At 70.6% G+C, this 20,323-nt stretch carries 15 protein-coding genes; 6 read left to right on the top strand and 9 right to left on the bottom strand.

Annotated elements, in window-relative coordinates:
• Window positions 1-256: 256 nt before the first annotated feature.
• The 6 genes from OG207_RS08260 to OG207_RS08235 all read right to left on the bottom strand — a co-directional run bounded on the left by OG207_RS08260 (window position 257) and on the right by OG207_RS08235 (window position 10,538).
• Complete coding sequence (locus OG207_RS08260) at window positions 257-1,660, bottom strand: lipase/acyltransferase domain-containing protein (protein ID WP_329097278.1); 1,404 nt, start codon at window positions 1,658-1,660, stop codon at window positions 257-259.
• A gap of 1,223 nt (window positions 1,661-2,883) precedes the next feature.
• A complete protein-coding gene (locus tag OG207_RS08255; RefSeq protein ID WP_329097277.1) occupies window positions 2,884-3,183 on the bottom strand; it encodes a hypothetical protein in 300 nt (99 codons plus the stop codon).
• Window positions 3,184-3,556: 373 nt separating this feature from the next.
• Complete coding sequence (locus OG207_RS08250) at window positions 3,557-4,393, bottom strand: hypothetical protein (protein ID WP_329097276.1); 837 nt, start codon at window positions 4,391-4,393, stop codon at window positions 3,557-3,559.
• 194 nt (window positions 4,394-4,587) lie between these two features.
• Window positions 4,588-5,364: a hypothetical protein gene (locus OG207_RS08245; protein WP_329097275.1), complete on the bottom strand. Its 777-nt coding sequence runs from the start codon at window positions 5,362-5,364 to the stop codon at window positions 4,588-4,590.
• Between the two features lie 264 nt (window positions 5,365-5,628).
• On the bottom strand, window positions 5,629-7,344 hold the full coding sequence (locus OG207_RS08240) for an ABC transporter ATP-binding protein (RefSeq protein WP_329097274.1): 1,716 nt from the start codon (window positions 7,342-7,344) through the stop codon (window positions 5,629-5,631).
• Window positions 7,341-10,538 carry an MFS transporter gene (locus tag OG207_RS08235; RefSeq protein ID WP_329097273.1) on the bottom strand — a complete coding sequence of 1,066 codons (3,198 nt, stop codon included), beginning with the start codon at window positions 10,536-10,538 and terminating at the stop codon, window positions 7,341-7,343. Before OG207_RS08235 ends, OG207_RS08240 begins: the two co-directional genes overlap by 4 nt.
• A gap of 152 nt (window positions 10,539-10,690) precedes the next feature.
• Here OG207_RS08235 and OG207_RS08230 point away from each other — a divergent pair, with 152 nt between their 5' ends.
• The 6 genes from OG207_RS08230 (at window position 10,691) to OG207_RS08205 (ending at window position 17,208) form a co-directional block, all read left to right on the top strand.
• Window positions 10,691-11,371 (top strand): TetR/AcrR family transcriptional regulator, encoded by a 681-nt coding sequence (locus OG207_RS08230; RefSeq protein WP_329097272.1) that lies wholly within the window; start codon window positions 10,691-10,693, stop codon window positions 11,369-11,371.
• Window positions 11,372-11,494: 123 nt separating this feature from the next.
• Window positions 11,495-12,535 (top strand): PucR family transcriptional regulator, encoded by a 1,041-nt coding sequence (locus tag OG207_RS08225; RefSeq protein WP_443072687.1) that lies wholly within the window; start codon window positions 11,495-11,497, stop codon window positions 12,533-12,535.
• Between the two features lie 133 nt (window positions 12,536-12,668).
• The gene (locus OG207_RS08220) at window positions 12,669-13,178 is read left to right on the top strand and encodes a hypothetical protein (RefSeq protein ID WP_329097270.1); all 510 of its coding nucleotides are present in this window, start codon (window positions 12,669-12,671) and stop codon (window positions 13,176-13,178) included.
• Window positions 13,179-13,371: 193 nt separating this feature from the next.
• Window positions 13,372-14,910 (top strand): SPFH domain-containing protein, encoded by a 1,539-nt coding sequence (locus OG207_RS08215; protein ID WP_329097268.1) that lies wholly within the window; start codon window positions 13,372-13,374, stop codon window positions 14,908-14,910.
• A gap of 222 nt (window positions 14,911-15,132) precedes the next feature.
• Window positions 15,133-16,425: a DUF5933 domain-containing protein gene (locus tag OG207_RS08210; protein ID WP_329097266.1), complete on the top strand. Its 1,293-nt coding sequence runs from the start codon at window positions 15,133-15,135 to the stop codon at window positions 16,423-16,425.
• A 123-nt stretch (window positions 16,426-16,548) separates the two neighbouring features.
• Complete coding sequence (locus OG207_RS08205) at window positions 16,549-17,208, top strand: GNAT family N-acetyltransferase (protein WP_329097264.1); 660 nt, start codon at window positions 16,549-16,551, stop codon at window positions 17,206-17,208.
• 99 nt (window positions 17,209-17,307) lie between these two features.
• Here the strand turns inward: OG207_RS08205 and OG207_RS08200 are convergent, their stop codons facing one another.
• The 3 genes from OG207_RS08200 to OG207_RS08190 all read right to left on the bottom strand — a co-directional run bounded on the left by OG207_RS08200 (window position 17,308) and on the right by OG207_RS08190 (window position 20,240).
• Complete coding sequence (locus OG207_RS08200; protein WP_329097263.1) at window positions 17,308-18,198, bottom strand: DUF4436 family protein; 891 nt, start codon at window positions 18,196-18,198, stop codon at window positions 17,308-17,310.
• Window positions 18,199-18,293: 95 nt separating this feature from the next.
• Entirely contained in the window at window positions 18,294-19,451 is a 1,158-nt protein-coding gene (locus OG207_RS08195) for an agmatine deiminase family protein (RefSeq protein ID WP_329097260.1), read from the bottom strand.
• Between the two features lie 183 nt (window positions 19,452-19,634).
• Complete coding sequence (locus OG207_RS08190) at window positions 19,635-20,240, bottom strand: TetR/AcrR family transcriptional regulator (RefSeq protein WP_329097259.1); 606 nt, start codon at window positions 20,238-20,240, stop codon at window positions 19,635-19,637.
• Window positions 20,241-20,323: the final 83 nt, after the last annotated feature.

The raw sequence follows: 20,323 nt of genomic DNA, 5'->3' as shown, positions 1-20,323 counted from the left end.
CGGTCAGGTCGGTCGGCGCCGCCCGATCCCACGGGCGGGCGACCGCGCCCAGTTGACCCAGCAGATCTGTGATGCGGGCGGCCTCTGCGGTGGCGGCGACATCCTTGACTAGTTCGCCGTTGAAGGTGTCGACGGGGATGGCGAAGATCGGCATCTCCGCCACGTGATCCTCACCGTAGCCGCTGCTGAGCGTCGTGCCGACTGCGGCGGTGTACGCGTCGCCGCTGTCGACGCCAGGTTGTGTACCGGGCATCGGTCAGGCGTCCGCCACCGCGGCCATGACGAAGTGCGAGACGGGTTCGGTGCCTCCAGAGACTTCGATACGGTAGAGGCCGGGCTGGGTCAGGATGCATGTGGCGGAGAGGGTGTCCGCGTTCTCGCGGTCGCGGCGGAGCTCGGCGGGGACAGTGGCGCGCGATCCCGTCACCTCTTCCACCGTGCAGTTCACGGCGGCGGGGTTCGAAGTGCCTGCGAGCCGGATGGCGAACTCCTCGCCGACCCCGATGGCCTCGGGCGCATCGAGGCCGAACTTGCCGTCGCCGAGGATGTCGCCGAGCTCCTCCATCCCGCGGATGCGACTGAGCGCGGACACGGCCATGGTGCGCACCAGATTGCCGGACATCAGCGTTCCGTGCTTGCGTGCAACGGGGATCTCGCGGGCCCCGCCGTGCTGTGCGGCGGCGGTGCAAACGGTGCCGTCGCCGCCCAGGACCTGGTGCATTGGGCTGCCGTCCGGATGCTGCAAGGGCATTCCTTCCTTCCGTCTCGGCAGTTCCTCGGAAGCGACCGCTTCTCCGGAATCGATGTGCATGCTGGCGGGCGTGGGCTGTCGGACGCCGACCACCAGACTGTGTTCACGAAGCTGAACGCCTGCCAGTTGCTGCTGCCAGGACAGCGTGTCGGCCGCCAAGTCCGGGTCGCCGCCGATCGCCACTATGTCTGCGGCCGTCAGACGCCTGGTATCGCCGCCCTCCCACAGGCACCGGTAGCCGGGCAAGAGGTCGTACAGCCCCGGCATGGTCCGCCCGATCCCGCGCAGTTCCTCGCGGGGAAGCCACGGAGCGCCGTTCCGGCCGGTGCTGAGGACGACGGCCGCCTTCACGGAGCCCGCGAAGGGAGTGCCCGCAGTGAGTACACCGGCCACCTCGTCTGCCGCCCCCGGCGTCGCGAACACCTCGCGGACCAGCAGCCCGCCCATCGAGTGTGCGACGAAGAGGAGTTGACCGGGCCGCTCTTCTCCTGAACTCATCATGTGCTGGTCGTGCTTGGGATGAGCACGCCATGCCGTGAGGTGACGGTTGGCGAACTCGGCGAGTTTGAGGCCATTGTGACGAACCGAAAGTCGCCAGTCGTAGGCGAAGGTCGCCACCGCATGGGGATGGACAGCATGGGCTCGGAGGTCACGGACGATCTTGCTGTACGGCTCGATCCCGCCAAGGTTGGGGAACCACTCATGGGCGGAGAGTAGTCCCCCCGGCCTGATCCGCCCGATACGCCCAGCCCGTTCGTCGTCGGTCAGGGCCAACGACCTGAACCGGTCGAGCTGCATCCGAGCCGTGTACCGGAAGAGGTGGGGCGCACCCCAGAGCACCTTGCCGGTCACCGTGTCGACCAGCTCACTGCCCATGATGCCAGGGACGACCACCACCGCGTCGTGCAACAGCCGCTTCTGTCCTGCCACTGCCACTGAAGGTCTCCCAGAGCTCAGCTGTCGGTTCGCTCATTATCCTGGCGATCCATTGCGAACGGCCGGGATTCGGCCAACATCCCGATGACGTGTCGCACTTCGCGGGAGCTGAGGAGGGACGGTGCAATCGGCCAGTTGCGCCGTGGTCCAGCCAGTGACGGCGAGCTCACGCAATCGGCTATGGAGCAGAGCTGATGCCCCCCGTCCTCGGCCGCGACCTGCGCCTGGCAGACTTCCCCGCCGTTGGTGTCGAGGTGGACGGTTCCCCGTCGGCCGTGCGGAACGGCGCCAGTCCGTCGCCGCCGCTGCGGAGCACACCGCATCGGTGCGGGGTCCTCGGCCCGTTCACGGCCGGTGCCTGATCGACGCGTGCGCGCGTGGATCCTGGAGTCGTGCCACCGGTGGATCGCGCCGTGAGGCGTGGGCGGACCCGTCCGCAGCAGCGGCCACAGTCTGTCCTTCCCGGGCCGGGACGGCGCTGCCGCGATTGCCGGCCCTTTTGACTGGGCGGACGACTTCCACTCCTGCGGAGCCACTGTCGCCCGCTCCCGCGGCAGGTGGGGCGTACTGAGGGCAGACGGTACGCAAGCCGGCCTGGTCTGGCGGTTCGAAACGCGGGAGCAGGCGAAAGGCCACGTGCTCAAGGGGCGTGGCGTTACCCTGCGCCTCGCAGCATGTCGGCGACGGGCCGTGGGGGAGGTACCACTACCTCCTAGTACAGGAAATGCGACGCGTTCCAGAAGTACTTCACCGCGCTCGCCCTGCGGCTGACTCGCACCATCGGCCTGTACGGGGTGAAGGCGGTGCACTCGTACCTGCGGGCGTGACAGCTACCGGCCCGTGGAGGTGCTCGACGTTGAGGATTCTCGGCTGGCTGGTCGTGTGGATGCCGGGCCGTACTGTTGGATTCCCGGGTTTTCCCGTACGCACGACAGCAGGCGCGCGCCTGGGGCCACTCAGACACCGCAACGATCAGCGCACGAGCAACGCCTTGGCCGGGCAGTTCTGGTGCGGTGAACGTCTTGCAGGAAGCAGACGTCTGGGCCCGTCGTGTTGGGATGGACGAGAAAGTATGTGACGCCGACGAGGCTGCCATTCAACCTCGCCCCCAGGGCGTGCAGACGTGTGTCCGCCTGGAACCCGCGTCGTGCCCCGGTCTTACCTTTCTGGCGGCTCGCAGGTGCAAGGCTATGTATTCACTTCGTGAGTGGCGGATTGCCTGGTGTCTTGTTGCTGCCCTGGCCGTCGCGGGAGGCTACGGCCACGGCGCTCTGCGCGGTGTTGGCGGCGGCCCGAATGCCAAAATACGCAGTGGTTATCGAAGCTATTGCGGTAAATGCGCTGGTGAGGATGGCGACCGACTCGGTGCCCATCTTGAGATGCAATGCAATCAGAATTGCGGATAGGGCTATACCGAGATCGCCGATAAGAACTACTAGGACGCCGGCCCAGGCCCGCGTGGTTTGAAGCTCTTTCTGATCCCTGCTGTCCATCATCGTGATCCTCCAGCGTCGCAACTAGTGCTTATCTGCTCGGCTTAGAGACCCCCGTGAAGGTGCAACGTGTCACTTCCAGGCTGACACGAAAGAAGACTGCTCACATCTCGGCGCAGGGCGGGTCGATCATGAGTGGTAAGTACGCCTTGAATTGTTTGAAGAGGCACCAAGTCTGCTATCGGGCCGTGCGCGATAGGCTCCAGTGGGATTTGGTCCGGTCGGTACGGGTGTGGGTATGCCGACCCGGAACCGGCCGAGTGCCGGCTCCCGGCCGAGTGGTCGGCCAATCCGTCGGACGCTCGGCGGACCTGGCCTCCGGCAGGCCGGATCCGCCGGGCCGCGAACCGGGAACCGCGAACCTGCGGGGCCCGGGTCAGGCTGCCCGTCGCCCTCCGGGCTGGTCTTTCGCCCACCACAGGAACGCGGCGGCGTGCTGTCGGTTCGCGAAGCCCTCGCCGGCCAGGTCGAGCAGCAGGTCGTTGCTCCACAGGATGAGCCGGCCGCGGGTCCGGTTCACCGATTCGGGGGACGGCAGTTCCAGGCCGTAGACCATCCGCGCGATCTCGCGCTTGCCGCCGGCCCGGGTCGTGTACTTCAGGATCGTCAGGAAGCGGTCGGGGTTCGTCACGCAGAGGACCCTCGTGAGGAGGGCTTCCTTGAAGCCGGTCATGGCGAACGGCTTCGAGCCGGACAGCAGGTGCTCGAGCCGGTCTTCGAGCGGTACGTCGGAAGGTCCGCGTAGGAGGTACTCGATCGTCTGGCGGGTCGCGTCCCCGGCCGCGGTGTCGCCCATGTCGTTCCACGCGGAGTTGAAGGTGGCCTGGTTGCCGGGGTGGGCTCCTACCTCGGAGTTGGCGAAGTCCTTGAGGGTCCTGGGGTCGCAGGTCCACAGCCCGTCGGGGGAGAAGACCTGCTGGTACTTCGACCAGTAGGCCGCCACGTCGGGGTCGAGGTCCGGTTTGACGGCGAGGTACTGCTCCTTCAGCAGGGCCGCGCGCTCCAACTGCTCGCGATCGACGTCCTCTGCGTTCGGAAAACGGGCCTTGAGGTCGTGGAAGGAGCGGGGCGGGTCCCTGCGCGGGACGGTGGGCTCCCTGTGCTCCCATTCATAACCGCACCGGTGCTTCACGAGTCGACGTCCGCCGCCGAACGTGCCGATCACTACGACGTCTTCGTCGTCGCTGCACAGTGGACACATGGGCAACGCCATGGCAATCCCTCCGTCGGTGCTCGTGCCCCGCTGTGAGCCGACGCACTCTCCGGCCAAGAGCCGCATTCTCGCATCGGGGCAGGGCGGGCGGGGTGCGATCGCAAGTACCCCGGCGGATCTCGACTTCCGCGGCGCGGACGGCAACTCCCCGCCGCAAGCAGTGAATCCGAAGTCGACGCGATGCCCGGCATCGATCAGTCGGTCAGCCGGAGCACCCGGTCGTCGTCCGTCACCTCGTACACGTCGATGCGCAGGAGCTGTCGGACGTGGGTCGGGACGCGTGCGGCGGCTTTGAGGGAGGAGGACGGCACGACGAGGGCGTAGCGCGTGTGCGGGTCCGGGCTCGTCATGCGGCGCAGCAGTTGGCCGTAGGCGGTGTCGGCGTCGGTGCCCTTCTCGCTGGTGCGGCCCTTCGCTTCGCAGATCAGCCGATCCCGGCCGCGTACGGCTTCCAAGTCGGTCCACCGGTCGGTGGGATCGACGGGTGTCCAGCCCTCGGCCAGTAGCCAGGTGCGGAAGGTACCGGTGACCCGGTCCTCGTCACTGGCACGGGCCAGGATCTCCTTCAGCGCCGCCAGGTCGGCCGCTTCGTTGCGGCGCAGTCGTCCGCGGCCGTCCGCATCCAGGTCGGCGGGGCGGACGAGGACCAGGCGCAGCCCGTGCGCGGGGATCTGCTCCTCGCGCCGGGCGTCGTACAGGGCGCGCTGTTCGCCGCGGTGGACACCGCTGACGGTGAGGCGGTCCGGTTTGTCGAAGTGGGGCATCGGCCGGTCGTGCTGCAGTTCGCGGTACTCGACCACCAGCCGATGCCCCGGCCAGTAGGCGTCGACTGGTAGTTGGACGCGTCGGCCGCCCGATCCGGGATCTCCGAGCAGCCAGTCGAACCTGTGCTGCGTCAGGGCGTTCTCCCCGAGGATCCGCTCGCACAACCCAACGACGTACGCCTCATCGCTGTCATCCCTCGTTGCCATGAACGGGCATACTGCCACCTCCCGAACCCGAACGGGCCCTCACCCCGTGAGCGGGGCGCCGCGCCACCCGCAGGCGTTGAGCTCCTGGCGCCAGGAGGGGTCCGGGCACGGTCCGTCCGGGCACGGTCCGGGATCACCCCCGCCGGTGAAGGAGTACCAGGGGAGTTCGGCGAGAGGTTCAGCCCTTCGGCGGGGGGCAAGCGCAGGCGCAGCTCGGGGCCGGGAGATGTCGCTACAGGCCGACGGGCCGGACCTCATGACGGGTCATTCGCTCGCCGCCGGTGCGAGGGAGGCTTTCCAGAAGGCGGCGTAGCGGCCGCCACGGCGCAGCAGCGCGTCATGGCTGCCCTCCTCCACGATCCGGCCGCCGGCCACGAAGATGACGCGGTCGGCGCGTCGGACGGTCCGCATCCGGTGCGCGACCATCACCACCGTTCGGCCGGCCATGAGGCGTTCGATGCCCTCGTGGACGGCTGCCTCGTTCACCGGGTCGAGCGCCGAGGTCACCTCGTCCAGCAGCACGACGGGCGCGTCCTTCAGCAGCGCCCGCGCGATCGAGACGCGCTGGCGTTCGCCGCCCGACAGCCTTGTGCCGCCCTCGCCGACATGCGTCGCCCAGCCGCCGGGCAGCCGCTCGATCACCTCGTCCAGCCGTGCCGCGCCGGCTGCCGCCCGCACCTCGGCTTCGTCGGCGTCCGGGCGGCCGAGGCGTACGTTCTCCTCGATCGTGCCGTCGAAGAGGTGGACGTCCTGGAAGACGATGGCGAACTGCGCCATCAGCACCTCCGTGTCGATCGCGCGCACGTCCACACCTCCCACGCGCACTGCGCCGGCGTCCACGTCGTAGAACCGCGCGAGCAGGTGCAGCAACGTGCTCTTGCCCGCGCCCGACGGTCCGACGACGGCGAGCCGCTGTCCCTCCGGCACGGACAACGAGGTGTCGGCGATCACGGTGCGGTCGCCGTGCCGGAAGGTGACGGATTCGAACTCCAGGTCGTGGCGCTCCGGCTGGAGCGGTTCGGCCGGTTCCGGTAGCGGCTCGGTGTGCAATACCTCCTCGAGCCGCGCCAGTTCGTACCGTGCGCCGCGGAGCCGACCGCCGATGTCCGACAGTGACAGCAGCGGGTCAGCGCAGCGGGCGGCCAGGAACAGGATCGCCAAGACCTCCGCCGCACCGGTGCTCCCACCGAGCGCGAGGTGGGCGCCCAGCGCCAGCACGACGGTGAAAACCGTCTGCACCGCGAGTGCCAGACCGACCACGCCGGGCAGCGCCGCCAGCACCGTTCGTCGGGAGGCGCGTTGGACCTCCCGCAACGAGTCGTCGAGCAACCGGAAGCGTTCCGCGGTCCGGCCGCCCGCGCGCAACACCGGCTGGGCCTGGAGGTACTCGACGACCCGCCCGGTGGCTTCGTGGTCGCGCGCGTGGCGCTCGGCGTCCGTGGCGGCCATCGAGCGTCCGGTCCGGACCTGGATCGCCGCTACGATCGGTACGGCGGCCAACGCCGCGAGTCCCAGCTGCCAGTTGAAGGCCAGCATCACCACCAGAATGACCAGCGGGGTCACACAGGCGGAGATGAACGGTGCCAGTAGATGCGCGATCACGCTCATCGCCTGCAGGACGCCGCGGCCGGCCAGGACGGACACCTCCCCGATGCGGCCCGCGTCGTACCAGCCGATCGGCAGCCGGGCCAGATGGTCGCCGAGACGGTGGTACGTGCCGCGCAACAGCGTGCTCCCGGCAAGGAAGCCGGACCGGTCGCTGACGTAGCGCAAGCCCGCGTAGACCGCGACCGCGGCCCCGAACGCGATCAGCCAGGGCCAGGCGTCTTCGGGCGTGCCCCCGAACAGCGCCCGCAGCACGGGAACCAGCAGTGCGTAGGACACACCCTCGACCACGGCGGTCACCGTCATCAGGGCCACGGTGCGACGCACCGGCCGGGCGTACTCCTGCCCCAGCACGCGCAGCAGCGTGCGGATCATCGGGGATCGCCTCCTTGCGGTACGCCACTGTGGGCTTCGGTCCGGTCGGCGATCGCCGACCGTCGGGCTTGCCAGAACGCGGCGAACCTGCCGTCAAGTGACAGCAGTTCGGCCGGCGCACCGCGTTCGACGACTGCCCCGTCGTCCAGCATCACGACGGCGTCGGCGTCGGCGATCGTCTCCGGGCGATGGGCGACGACCAGGATCGTCCGGTCGCCATCCCGCGCTGCGAGGGCCCGGCGCACCGCCCGTTCGGTCTGCGGGTCCGCGAAGGCGGTCGCCTCGTCGAGCACGAGAACCGGCGTGTCGGCGAGCAGGGCGCGCGCGAGCGCGATCCGCTGTGCCTCACCACCCGACAGCCCTGCGTCTTCGCCGATCACCGATGCGTATCCGCGGGGCAGTTCCAGGATCCGATCGTGCACGTTCGCCAGCCGGGCGGCGCGCACCACGTCGTCGAGGTCGGCGTGCGGTACCGCCAGTGCGATGTTGTCCGCGACCGACGAGCGCAGCAGCCGGACGTCCTGGAAGACGAAGGAGACCTTCCGGTAGAGCTCCCCGCTGTCGAGCTGACGCAGGTCGACACCGCCCAGGGTGATCGAACCGTGGGTCGGGTCGAAGAACCGCGGCAACAGCTGGACCAGCGTCGACTTCCCGCTGCCCGACGGCCCGACCAGTGCGGTGGTCGTCCCCGGTTCGAGCACCAGGTCGACCCCGCGCAGGACCTCGTGATCGGCTTCGTAGCCGAATCGGACGCCACGCAGTTCCAGCCGGTGACCCTGCGGTGCGACCGGGTGCGCGGGCTCCGGCAGCGACCGCACCGTGAGCACCTCCCGGATCCGGCCGACCGCGCGCCGGGCGGCCTGCACGTCGTCGAACCCGTGGCCGAGGGCCGCCACGGGAGCGGTCAGGCCCAGTCCGAGCAGCAGGAAGGGCAGCAGGTCGGCCGGAGCCATGCCACTGGTGGTGATCAGGGCCGTACCGCCGATCAGGACGGCCAACAGCACGAACGGCGGCGACAGGGCCACTTGCATCCCGGCGGCGATCCCGGCGAGAGAGCGCACCATCCGCAGGAAGCTGCCGAAGAAATCGTCCACCGCCGTGCGGAACCTGCGGTGGGCGCGCCCGGATCCGCCGAACGCCTTGACCACCGAGATGCCCTGGACGAACTCGACGACGGAACTCGAAATCCGTCCCATGGCCGCGTCGAAGTCCTCCTGTTCGCGCAGCCGGGTCGGCGTCATCATCAGGGGGACCAGCACCACTGCCAGCGCGACCGGGATCAGCGTGATGAGGGTCAGCCGCCAGTCGACGGTGAACAAGTAGACCAGCGACGCCAGCGGCACCACGAAGGCGGCGACGAGTTCGCCGGGGGTGTGCGCGATGAAAGGGTGCACGGCGCTGACGTCCTCCCCCACCACCTTCGCCAACTCGCCGGTCCGGCGCCGGGAGAACCATCCGATCGGTACGCGCCCCAGCTGCGCGGCCAGTTGCCGACGGAACGCCAGTTGCACCCGGCCGTCGACGACGTGCCCGATTCCCGAGGAGGCGGCCGTGAACAGCAGTCGGAGGAACAGGCCGACCGCACCCGCGATCACGACGATCCGGACATGACCGTGATCGATCGGGCCGGGCGCCAGCAGGGTGCGCCCCAGTTCGGCGACCGCCAGCAGCGGCATCAGACCCGCCAATGCTCCGACGACCTGCAGGGCCACCACGGCGGCGAAGCTCGTGTAGAAGGGGCGCAGCAGTCCTGCCACGTCCGCTCCCGCCGCGCCGTCCACCCCGGTCCGCCGGGCCCGTGACGGTGGACCGGTTCTGCGCAGGACGGCGAGGGCCACGAGGACCGCGGCGATCACGAGCGCGGCGCCGAGGGTCAGCCCGAGGGCGTATCCGTCGTTGAGCGTCCCGGGCGTGGCCGTCCCGCCGGTGCGGTGATGCGCCGCGGCGCCGAGGGCGGCGAGGCCGAGCGAGGCGCCGATCTGGCGCGAGCTGTTGAGCAGGCCAGCGGCGGCGCCGCTCTCGTGGGGCGCGACGCCGGCGGTGGCGAGGGAGACGACCGGACCGAGGCAGAGCCCGAAGCCGGCGCCGGCGAGGAGCGAGGGCCCGAGGACGTCGGTGGTGAAGCCGCCGTCGGGGCTGATCAGGCCGAACCGGGCGAGCCCGGCGGCTGCCAGGAGACCGCCGGTGACCAGGAGCGTGCGGGGTGCGAGGCGGTAGCCGAGCTTGACCGCGAGCACGGAGCCGGCGACCAGTGAGAGGGCGAACGGAAGGAACATCATCCCGGTCCGCGCCGGCCCGGTTCCGAGGACTTGTTGGAGGTAGAGGGACACGAAGTAGAAGCCGGATGTCATGGCCGCGCCGATCAGGAGCGTGTAGGCGTTCGCGCCCGCGACCGAGCGGTTGGCGAACAGCCCGAGTCGGATCAGCGGTTCACGGGTGGTGGTCAGCTCGACACGGATGAACGCGGCCAGCAGTGCGGCGGCCACCGCCAGGGTCGTCAGGGTGACCGGCGAGGTCCAGGCGTACCGATCGGTGCGGACGACGCCGAACACGAGCAGGGTCATGCCCGCCGTGACCAGGGCGGCACCGAGCACGTCCGGGCGGCCACCACGAGCGGTCGGCGGCCCCCCGGCGACGCCGCGCCAGGCCAGGGCCAGCGCGCACACCGCCATCGGCACGTTCACGAACATGACCCATCGCCAGGTGGCGTACTCGACGAGCACGCCGCCGATCATGACGCCGAGGGCGCCGCCGGCCGCGTTCGCCGCACTCCACACCCCGAAGGCCTTGATACGGGCCCTGCCCGTGGGGAACGTCGCGGTCAGCAGTGCCAGTGCGGCCGGAGCGAGCGCGGCGGCCCCCACGCCCTGTGCCGCTCGGGCGGCGACGAGGTGGCCGGGCTCCTGGGCGAGGCCGCCGAGGAGGGAGGAGAGCCCGAACAGTCCGAGCCCGAGCAGCAGGATCCGCTTGCGGCCGTACCGGTCGGCGGCCTTGCCGCCCAGCAGCAGCAACCCGCCGAAGGCGAGGGCGTAGGCATGGATCACCCAGGTCAGGCCCACCGCACTGAAGCCGAGGCCGGCAGCGATCTGGGGGAGTCCGACGTTCACCACCGACAGGTCCAGCGACACCATGAACTGCACGAGCGCTACCGCGGCGAGCGCGAGCCCCGGCCGGACACCCGAACTATTCGTCATCACGAACTCCCATCCCGACGCCGTCTGTTGCGCTGCCTAATGAGTTTCGGAACATGTTCCGAAAGTATCATCGGGCAGGCCGTGGTGAAACGCGAAGGGCTGCACCTGCACCCGTTTCACCGCGGAGGACGGCGGGGCGGCATGATGGGAAGATGTCCCGAGCGCCCGCGCCGCACGGCCGCACCGGCCGGCCGCCCCTGACCTCCCGTGCGCAGATCCTGGTGGCCGCCCGACGGCTCATCGACCAGGGCGGCTGGGAGAAGCTGACGGTCCGCCGTCTCGCCGCCGAGCTCGGCATCGGGCCGACGACCTTGTACCACCACATCCGGAACAAGGAAGACCTGCTGCTCCTCCTGCTCAACCAACACATCGAGCAGATGGGACGCCCCCCGCTGCCCGATGACCCGAGGGAGCGCATCGTCACGGCCACCACAGCGATGCACGACGCCCTCGCGGCCTGGCCGTGGGCCGCGGAGGTCCTCTCGGCCGACGGCTTCGTCGGCCTCCTCGACGAATCCGCGATGTGGATGGTCGAAGCCATCGTGGCCGGCGCCGCCGACCACGGATGCACGCCCGAGCAGAGCGTCGACGTCTTCCGCGGCATCTGGTACTACACCGTCGGCGAGGTCCTCGTCCGCGCGCACTCCGGCCGTCGACGGGACGAAGGGCAACCCTTCGCCTACCGCGACGACCTGGACCCGACCCGGCTGCCCCACCTGGCCGCCATCGGCGTCCGGTGGGCCGAGCTGGCCGCGCGGGACATCTACCCCGAGGTGCTGCGCACGTTCGTCGACGGGTTGCTCGCACGAGCCGTCCCCCGTGCCGCCGACTGAGCGCGGACCGGCTGCCGCACCGACATGTCTCCAGGTCCTGGTGCGGGCGCGCCCCCGTACGCGTGTCACCCTGGTTCCGAGTCGAGGGCGGGCGAAGGCGCGTGCCGGGATCGGGGGAGCAGGGTGGCGGATCGGGAAGCACCGCAGGACCGCCTCGGCGGCTATGCCGACATGCTGCGGGACGCAAGTGCCACGGGGCGTCGCCTCACCCGCGCCGAGCTCGACTCCCGCCGCGGCGAAGGACAGCGGGCGGCGGAGGACGGTCTGCCGCTGCGCGGGCTCATACGGGACCATCTGGCCGCCGCCCAGAACGTCCCGACCCGGTCACCGGCGCTCCTGCTCGCCGCGGTCGAGCAGGCGGTGGACGCGTTCGTCGAGGGGTACGAGCGCTCCCAACGCCAGGCGGTCCGTCAGGAGGAGGCGGCCCGCCGCGAGTTCATCGACGACCTGCTGTACGGGCGCAGCGGACTGGGCATGTTGGCCGAGCGGGCCGAACGGTTCGGGCTGCGCCTGTCGCAGGCCCACGCGGTGGCCGTGGCCGCCGGACCCGAGCCGTACGGCGACGGCTACCCCGTGGCGCGCCGCATCGAGGAGGCGGTCCTCGGCCGGTTCGGGAACCGGCAGATCCTGCTGGCCACCAAGGACGGCAGCCTCATCTGTGTGGCCCCCGGCGATCAGCCCGATGTCCTGGCCTACTTCGCCAAGCAGGCGCACGCGGCGACGGACGGCGGGCGGGTCGCCGTCGGCCGCTCCCACCCGGGCCCGGGCGGGGTCGTCCACTCCTACGAAGAGGCCCTCAACGCCCTTGACATCGCTGAGCGGATGGGGCTGGAGGGGCCGCTGCTGCACGCGTCCGACCTGTTGGTCTACCCGGTGCTCAGCCGCGACCGGCAAGTCATGGTCGACCTCGTGGAGAGCGTCCTGGGTCCGCTCCGCCAGGCGCGCGGCGGCCCCCAGCCCCTGCTGGACACCCTCACCGCCTACTTCGACAGCGGCTGCGTGGCCACGGAGACCGCCCGCCGCCTCTCGCTGAGCGTGCGCGCCCTGACGTACCGGCTGGGGCGCCTCCACGCCCTCACCGGTGCGGACCCTGCGGACCGGTACACGCTCCAGACCGCGGTGATCGGATCGCGGCTGCTGGGCTGGCCCGACGCCACGGCGTGACCGGGGGCACCCTGCCGGACCGCGGCGTCAAAGAGTCGTAAAGATTGCCGAAGGCAGGCAATGTGCGGCACCTCCGCGCGCTGGCACGATGCGGTTGTCCGGCGGAAATGCCGGCCGAGCGGGGGAGGTGCTCATGGACTTGTTTCTGGGTCTCGGCATCGGGGGAGTCGTCCTGCTGGCCGGCTCGCTGGTGTTCGACGGGGTCCTCGAAGGCGTCTTCGACGGTGCCCTCGACGGACTGTTCGACGGATGGCTGTCGCTCCCGGTGGTCGCGGGCTTCGTTTCGATGCTCGGTTTCACGGGGGCGATCGTGCTCGGGACCACGGGTCTCGGGCCGGGAGCGGCAGCCGCCGCCGGGGCTGCGGCCGGTGCGGGGGCCGGCTGGTCGACGTACCGGCTGAGCCTTGCCCTCGCCCGGAACGGCAGCGGGGCCGCCCCGCGCCACGGAGAGCTCGTCGGGTCGGCCGGCACCGTGGTCACCGCCATTCCGGCGGGCGGGTACGGCGAGGTCCTGCTGAGGCTGGGCGGCCAGCCGGTCAAGTACGCCGCGACCGCCGACGGGCCGGTGGCCCTCGGCGCCGAGGTGTGGGTGACGGCGACGCCGTCGTCCACCTCGGTCGGCGTGCGCGCCGTCGAGCGCTGACCCCAGCCGCTGCCCCGCGCGCCGATCCGAGCGGCTGGCCCTTGCGCCGATCCGAGCGGCTGGCCCTTGCGCCGATCCGAGCGGCTGGCCCTTGCGCCGGCCCGAGCGCCCGGTCCGGGACGTCGACCCGGGTGCTTTCACCTTCTCATCCACCACCGATCTGCCTCGTGAGAGCGGGCAGGGGGGATCCACCATGAGTTCAGTCGTCGTTCCGGTCGTGGGAGTGGTCGTACTCCTCGTGCTGCTCGCACTGGTCGTCGTCACCCGTTACAAGGTCGCCGGTCCCAGCGAGGCCTTCCTGATCACCGGCCGGCGCGGCAAGAAGTCCACCGATCCGACCACTGGACAGGTCTTCACCGACACCAGTGGCCAGAAGGTCGTGGTCGGCGGCGGGGTGTTCGTCGTGCCCTTCGTCCAGCAGCGCCACACCCTCGACCTGTCCAGCCGGCACATTCCGATAGCCGTCCGCGGAGCGGTCACGCTGCGCGGCATCAAGGCGCACCTCGAAGGCGTGGCGATCGTCAAGGTCGGCGGCAACGAGGACGCCATCCGCGCCGCCGCCCAGCGCTTCCTCCAGCAGCAGGACGGCATCGTCGGCTTCACCCAGGAAGTGCTGTCCGGCGCGCTGCGGGCCATCGTCGGACGGATGTCCGTGGAGGACATCATCCGCGACCGGGCCGCTTTCGCGGGACAGGTCGCGGAGGAGGCCGAGGCCAGCCTCTCCGGCCAGGGCCTCGTCCTGGACGCCTTCCAGATCCAGGACATCACCACCGAGGGCTCCTACCTGGAGGACCTCGGCCGTCCCGAGGCCGCCCGCGCCAAGCAGGAGGCCGACATCGCCGAGGCCAACGCCCGTCGGGCCGCCGAGCAGGCCCGGCTGAAGGCCGAGGAGGAGATCGCGGTCGCACAGCGCACCCTGTACCTGCGCCAGGCCGAGATCAAGGCCGAGACCGACGCCGCCACCGCCCAGGCGAACGCAGCCGGCCCGCTGGCCGACGCCGACCGGCAGCAGCAGATCCTGGCCGAACAGGAGAAGGTCGCCGAGCGGCAGGCAGCGCTGACCGACCGACAGCTCGACACCGAGGTCCGCAAGCCCGCCGATGCCCGCCGCTACCAGGCGGAGCAGGAGGCCGAAGCGTTGCGGGTGGCCCGTGTGAAGCAGGCCGAGGCCGAGCGCCTCGCCGCCATCGCCGCCGCCCAGGCGGAGGCCGAGCGGGCCCGCCTGACGGGTGAGGGCGAGAAGCAGCGCCGCTCCGCCCTCGCCGAGGCCGAAGCCATCGAGGGCGCCAAGCGCGGTGAGGCCGAACGCGCCCGTCGCGCGGCCATCGCCGACGCGGTCCGCCTTGAGGGCGACGCGGAAGCGGCGGCGATCGCGGCCAAGGGCGCGGCCGAGGCCGAGGCGATGCAGAAGAAGGCCGACGCCTTCGAGAGCTACGGCGACGCCGCAATGATCCAGATGATGGTCGAGGCACTGCCCCAGGTCGTGGCCAAGGCCGCCGAACCGCTGTCCGCCATCGACAAGATGACCGTCATCTCCACCGACGGCGCGAGCAAACTCTCCCGCACCGTCACCGACAACGTCGCCCAGGGCATGGAACTTCTCTCCTCCACCACAGGCGTCGACCTCGCCCGGCTCCTCAAGGGGCTCACCACGACCACGACCTCGACCTCGACCGCGACCGAACCGGCGGGGCCCGTCCCGGCCAACGGCAAGATCGCGATCACCGACTGACGTCCGGTTGCCGTCCCCGCCGGGGGCGGCAACCGGTCACATTTTCCGGTCAGATAAGGCACCCTCGATCAATCAAACCTACCCACTCCGTTAACATGTCCGGTCTGACAATGTTCACGTTGGACCACGATAAGCGGCCGGAAATTGACATCTTCGATATCGCGGGTTCTTTCTCGAATAGGCGACGGCACCAGGTCCGCCGCGCGTCCCCGACCCCGGGTCGTGCTGTGGACCGCGGTGGGTGTGATCGGCCTAGGATTCCTCGTTGCACTGGAGCTGGCCGCGCGCCAGTACGGCGTGCCGGGTCCGATCACCGTCCAGACCCGAGAAGTGATCTTCGCCCCCCAATCGGGCACGGTGTTGTACGCCAGCATGGCGCTGATGATGGTCGTGCTCACCTGGCGGCAGCGCTTCATCGGGCTCGCCGCCGCGATCGGCATCGACCTCGTCTTCTGGCTCGTGCGGTGGGTGGTCGGCGCCCAGATGATGTTCGGCAACGGCGCGTTGCTGGTGACCTTGGCCTGGGCCGTCATCGCCGTCACGCGTCGCACCGGACGGGAGCGTCTCCTCCTGCTCAAGGGCGTGGGGCTGGCCCTGCTGCTGGTGACCGGCCGCAAGACCGGCTACACCTGGCTGCTGATCACCTCGAAGTCCCGCCCGATGGTGCTCGACCAGTACGTGGCGACCGCCGACCACGCCCTGGGCAATCCGTCGTGGGTGGCCGGCAAGATCGTCGAGGCCACCGGCACGGTCGGCTTCCGGGTCCTCGAATTCGTCTACATCCAGCTCGCGGTCGCCGCGGTCGCCGTCGCCCTGTACCAGCTGCGCCACGTGGCGGCCCTGCGCCGCTTCCCGAGCCACCACCTGGTGCGCACCTTCCTGGTCATCGGGCTGCTCGGGCCGGGCATCTACATGATCTTCCCCGTGGTCGGACCGATCTTCGCCTACGGCGCCGACGGCGCGCAGTGGGCGGTGGCCGACCTGTGGCCGAACACGCCACCGCCGCTCGGTACTCCCGGACCGATGCCCTTCGACGAGTTCACCCCGCGCAACTGCATGCCCAGCCTGCACACGGCGTGGGCCACCGCGATCTTCATCCATTCCCGCAGGGCCCCTCGGGCGCTGCGCTACGCGGGCACGTTCTGGCTGATCGCCACGCTCGGCGCCACCCTGGGCTTCGGCTACCACTACGGCGCGGACATCATCGCCGGCGTGGTGTTCACGGTCACCATCGAGACGGCGCTGCGCTCGCTCGCGCGCGGCTGGGACCGGTCCGGCATCCTGCTGACCACCTACGGCACCGCGGTGTTCGTCGCGTACCTGATCTCGTACCGCTATCTGTCGGTGCAGCTGGCCGCGTATCCGTGGGTGTTCGGGCCGCTGCTCCTCCTCGCCATGGCCTCGGTGATCTACGGCTACGTACGGATCACCAAGAAGTGGGAACGGGAGGCCGCCGCGGAGACGGCGGTGCGCCTGCCGGAACCGCGACGCGAACCGCAGCCCGAACTGGTCTGAGCGCGCGGGGCGCGGCGGCCGGCTGGCTCGGCCGCCGCCCCGGGCGAATTCCGCTGGGGCCGGTGATCGGCGCCGAGTAAGGTCGGTCCGTCGTGTTGGACGCGGGGGACGGGCAGGTCAGACATGGAGCAGGCGAAGGCAAAGGCCAAGGCGAAGGCGACGTCGAACGGGCTGGCGCCGGTGGAGCTGGTGGAACTCGTGGGCGGGCGGGTCCGGCTGGAGCCGCTCGAGCTGAGGCACCACGACGGGCTGTGCGCGGCGGTGCGCGACGGCAGCCTGTGGGAGCTCGCCGTGACGTCCGTCCCGCACCCGGACGACGTCCGCGGCTTCATCGAAGAGGCAATGGCGGCGCGTGCCGAGGGCACGCAGATCCCGTACGCGACGGTGGACGCGGCGACGGGGCAGGTCCTCGGCTCCACCCGACTGATGATGATCAACACCGCGCAGCGGCGGCTGGAGATCGGCTGGACCTTCCTCGCGGAGTCCCGTCAGCGGACCGGCGTGAACACCGAGGCGAAGTTGCTGATGCTGACGCATGCCTTCGAGGCGTTGGGGATGAACCGGGTCGAGCTGCTGACAGACGTACGGAACGCGAAGTCACGGGCGGCGATCGCCGGGCTGGGTGCGACGCACGAGGGCGTACTGCGGCACCACATGGTCATGCGGGACGGCTGGATCCGCGACACCGCGGTGTACAGCCTCACCCGGCCGGAATGGCCGGCAGCGAAGCTCGTACTGGAAGCGCGCGGTGCGGGCCGCCCCGCAGCACGCGCCGCAGAGTGACCGCCCCCGAGTGACCGCCGGGGAGCGACCGGCCGGGAAGTGAACGCCGGGAAGTGAACGGCGGGAGCGAGCGCCGCGGCGTCCGTCCCGGGCCGGCCCTCAGGGTGCGTTCGTGGGGGGCGTCGCCGGGGGTTCGGCACGGATGCCCGTGATGACCACCGTGATGAGGCAGAACGCGATGACGGTCTCCGCCCAGAGGAAGGCGATGTAGTCGAGCAGGCAGCCGATGGGCGGGGAGCCCGGGGCCGTGTTCCGGAAGGCGGCCAGCGCGAAGAGGGTCGCGGCCATCCAGCCGAGGGCGGGCCAGGTGAGGCCCTTGCGGCGGGTGACCAGGTACCAGCCGCCGATCAGGACCGAGACGGCGAGCGCCCACATGGCGAGCATCATGAAGATCGCGAAGACGAACACGCTGTTGGACCGGTCCAGCCCGATGTCGAGGACCGCGATGCCCTGCTCGGTGGAGGCGTCGACCGTCGCCGAGAACAGGACGTCGTTGTTGGAGAGCGTGACCCGGACCGGGACCCTTTCGCCGCCGAGCACCGCGCTGAACCCGACGTCCGCCCCGTAGGAGTCGAACGGGTAGTCCGTGATCGAGCCGCCCGTCAGGGCCACGGGCACGTCCATCGTGGAGATGCGCTGGTGCGCCTTGAAGGTGAGGTCGCCCCGGGTGGCCGTCGAGGTCTGGACGGTGAGGTCATCGGCGGGGGAGACACCGTCGGCCTCGGCCAGGGCGCCCCTGGGGGTGACCCGGACGCGCAGCGTCATCTCGCGGCCCGCGGCGTCGACGCGCTGGATCGTGGCGTTGACGTCGATGCGGTCCCGGTCGGCGCGCCCCGCCGTGTACACCGTGTCCAGGGCCTGGCGTTCCCCGAACTGGAGCCACGCCCCCACGATGACCGCCGCGACGATGGCGATCAGGATCAGGCCCGGCACCAGCGGGACGCGGCGCGCGGGGCGCGCGGGGCGTGCGGGGCGGTGGGAGTTCGACACGGTGGCTCCGGTGGTGCGGGGTGCGGGGTGTGGGGTGCGGGGTGCGGGGTGCGGGCGGGGGCACGGGCACGGGCGCGGGGCGCGTGCGGGACGGATCAGGCGGCGGGCTTGCCGGGCTGGTCGTGGGTCGAGCAGTGGATGCCGCCGCCGCCCGAGGCGATGGTGTCGATCTTCACCATGACGACGTCCCGCTTGGGGAAGTGCTCCCGCAGGATGCCGCGGGCGCGGTCGTCCGCCTTGCGGTCGCCGAACTGGGGCACGAACACCGAGTCGTTGGCGACGTAGAAGTTGGCGTAGGTGGAGACGAAGTCGTCCCCCTCGCCCGTGATCCGGTTCAGGTCGGGCTGCGGGAGGTCGATGACCTCGAAACGGCGGCCGCGGGCGTCCGTCGCCTTCGACAGGACGGACTTCGCCTGGTCGGCGGAGCGGGACCAGGAGTCCGGCGGGGTGCTGGGGTGGGCGCGGTCCAGCAGCACCACACCGGGGGCGGTGAAGCGTACGAGGCTGTCCACGTGCGCGTCGGTGATGTCCTCGCCGCGCACGCCGGCCAGCCAGATGACCTTCTGGACGCCCAGGGTCTGCTTGAGCTCGGCCTCGATGGTGTCCCGGGACTTCCCCTTGTTGCGGTTGTCGTTGACGATCGAGCTCTCGGTGACCATCAGGGTGCCCTCGCCGTCGGTCTCGAAGGAACCGCCCTCGGCGACGAGCGGGGCCTGCACCCTGGGGATCTGGTACTTCTGCAGCAGCAGGCGCCCGACCTGGGCGTCGTTGGTGTGCTCCTGCTTGTTGCCCCAGCCGTTGAAGTTGAAGTCGACGCCGACGACCTTGGCGCCCTCCTCGACGAACACGGGGACGGTGTCGCGGGCCCACAGGTCGTCGACGGCCAGGGGGATCACCTCGACCTGGGAGCCGACGGCCTTCTGGGCCGCGGCCACCTGGTCGGGCCGGGCCATCATGATCACTTCTTCGTAGTCGCCGACGGCCCGGGCGATCCGCGCGATGTCCTCGCGCACGTAGGGCAGGTCCTGCTCCCAGACCGAGGCGAGGGCCGGCCAGGACATGAAGGTGCGGGTGTGGATCTCCCACTCGGCGCCGAACCGGCGCTTTCCGTCCGCGGCGGGCTGGGAGGAGCCGGCGGCGCCGGGCCGCGTACCGGATTCGGCGGGCCCGCAGGCCGCGGCACCGAAGACGGCGGCGCCGATCCCGGCGAAGGTACGGAGGACGGACCGGCGGGTGGGGGGAGTGAACGACACGGGGGACTCCGATCGTGTGCTGGCGGAGCGAGGGGCGTCCGGCCAGGGCGGGCACGGGAGGCGTGGCACAGGCCGGCGGGCCGGGCCCTATCCAAAGGGCGCACGCTTTGCACCGATAACATCCGGTACGCACGGGAAAGTGGTGCGGGCCGGATGTCGCCCACTGTTGCACTGACTGGAATTTCAGTCAATTTGCGTGGCGAGGGAACCGAGCCGGTCGACCTCGACTCCGATCGCCGCGCGCATCAGGTCGCGGGCGTGCGCCACGGGCAGCAGGCCGCTCAGCCAGCGGCCGCTCAGTCCCTCCAGGAGGGCGGTCAGTCGCTCGGCGGCGGCGCTGACGGCGGCGCCCGGCGCGGCCGGGCACGCGGCGGCCAGCAGGCCGGCGACCTCCTCCACCCAGGCCGTACCGGCTGCGGTGAGTTCCTCGCGCAGTTCCGGGTCGAAGATCGTGTGGGCCCGCAGCTCCCCCCAGGCCGTGCTGTTCTCGCGCACTTCGGGCAGGTCCTGGAATTCGAGCAGCAGGATCCGCTCCAGGAGCCGGCGCGGGTCCGTCGCGGGGAGTGCGGCGCCCACCTCGTCGGCGGCACCCGTGTAGCGGTCGGCCCGGTCGCTGATGAAGGCCAGGGCGTGCCGCAGGATGCCGGTCCGGTCCTTGAAGTGGTAGTAGATCAAGGCGGTCGACACGCCGGCCTTGGCCGCCAGGTCGCCCACTCGCAGTCCGCGGACCCCGCGCCTGGCGATGACCCGGGCGGCGCCCTCCAGGATGGCCCTTCTTCGATCCGACACCGGGTGATCCTCCCTTCTGGCGGCGTGCGTCTCGCATTGTCACACATTGACTGAAACTTTAGTTAGCAGCACGATGCGCCCCA

It is taken from the genome of Streptomyces sp. NBC_01439 (assembly GCF_036227605.1).
In the GTDB taxonomy this organism is placed as follows: domain Bacteria; phylum Actinomycetota; class Actinomycetes; order Streptomycetales; family Streptomycetaceae; genus Streptomyces.
The sequence above is the reverse complement of the archived record's forward strand: the minus strand, read 5'-3'. Positions and strand labels throughout refer to the sequence as shown.

Coding starts and splice junctions, on each gene's coding strand:
- OG207_RS08255 (WP_329097277.1), bottom strand. CDS start 3,183: ATGATGGACAGCAGGGATCAGAAAGAGCTTCAAACCACGCGGGCCTGG.
- OG207_RS08250 (WP_329097276.1), bottom strand. CDS start 4,393: ATGGCGTTGCCCATGTGTCCACTGTGCAGCGACGACGAAGACGTCGTA.
- OG207_RS08245 (WP_329097275.1), bottom strand. CDS start 5,364: ATGGCAACGAGGGATGACAGCGATGAGGCGTACGTCGTTGGGTTGTGC.
- OG207_RS08240 (WP_329097274.1), bottom strand. CDS start 7,344: ATGATCCGCACGCTGCTGCGCGTGCTGGGGCAGGAGTACGCCCGGCCG.
- OG207_RS08235 (WP_329097273.1), bottom strand. CDS start 10,538: ATGACGAATAGTTCGGGTGTCCGGCCGGGGCTCGCGCTCGCCGCGGTA.
- OG207_RS08230 (WP_329097272.1), top strand. CDS start 10,691: ATGTCCCGAGCGCCCGCGCCGCACGGCCGCACCGGCCGGCCGCCCCTG.
- OG207_RS08220 (WP_329097270.1), top strand. CDS start 12,669: ATGGACTTGTTTCTGGGTCTCGGCATCGGGGGAGTCGTCCTGCTGGCC.
- OG207_RS08215 (WP_329097268.1), top strand. CDS start 13,372: ATGAGTTCAGTCGTCGTTCCGGTCGTGGGAGTGGTCGTACTCCTCGTG.
- OG207_RS08205 (WP_329097264.1), top strand. CDS start 16,549: ATGGAGCAGGCGAAGGCAAAGGCCAAGGCGAAGGCGACGTCGAACGGG.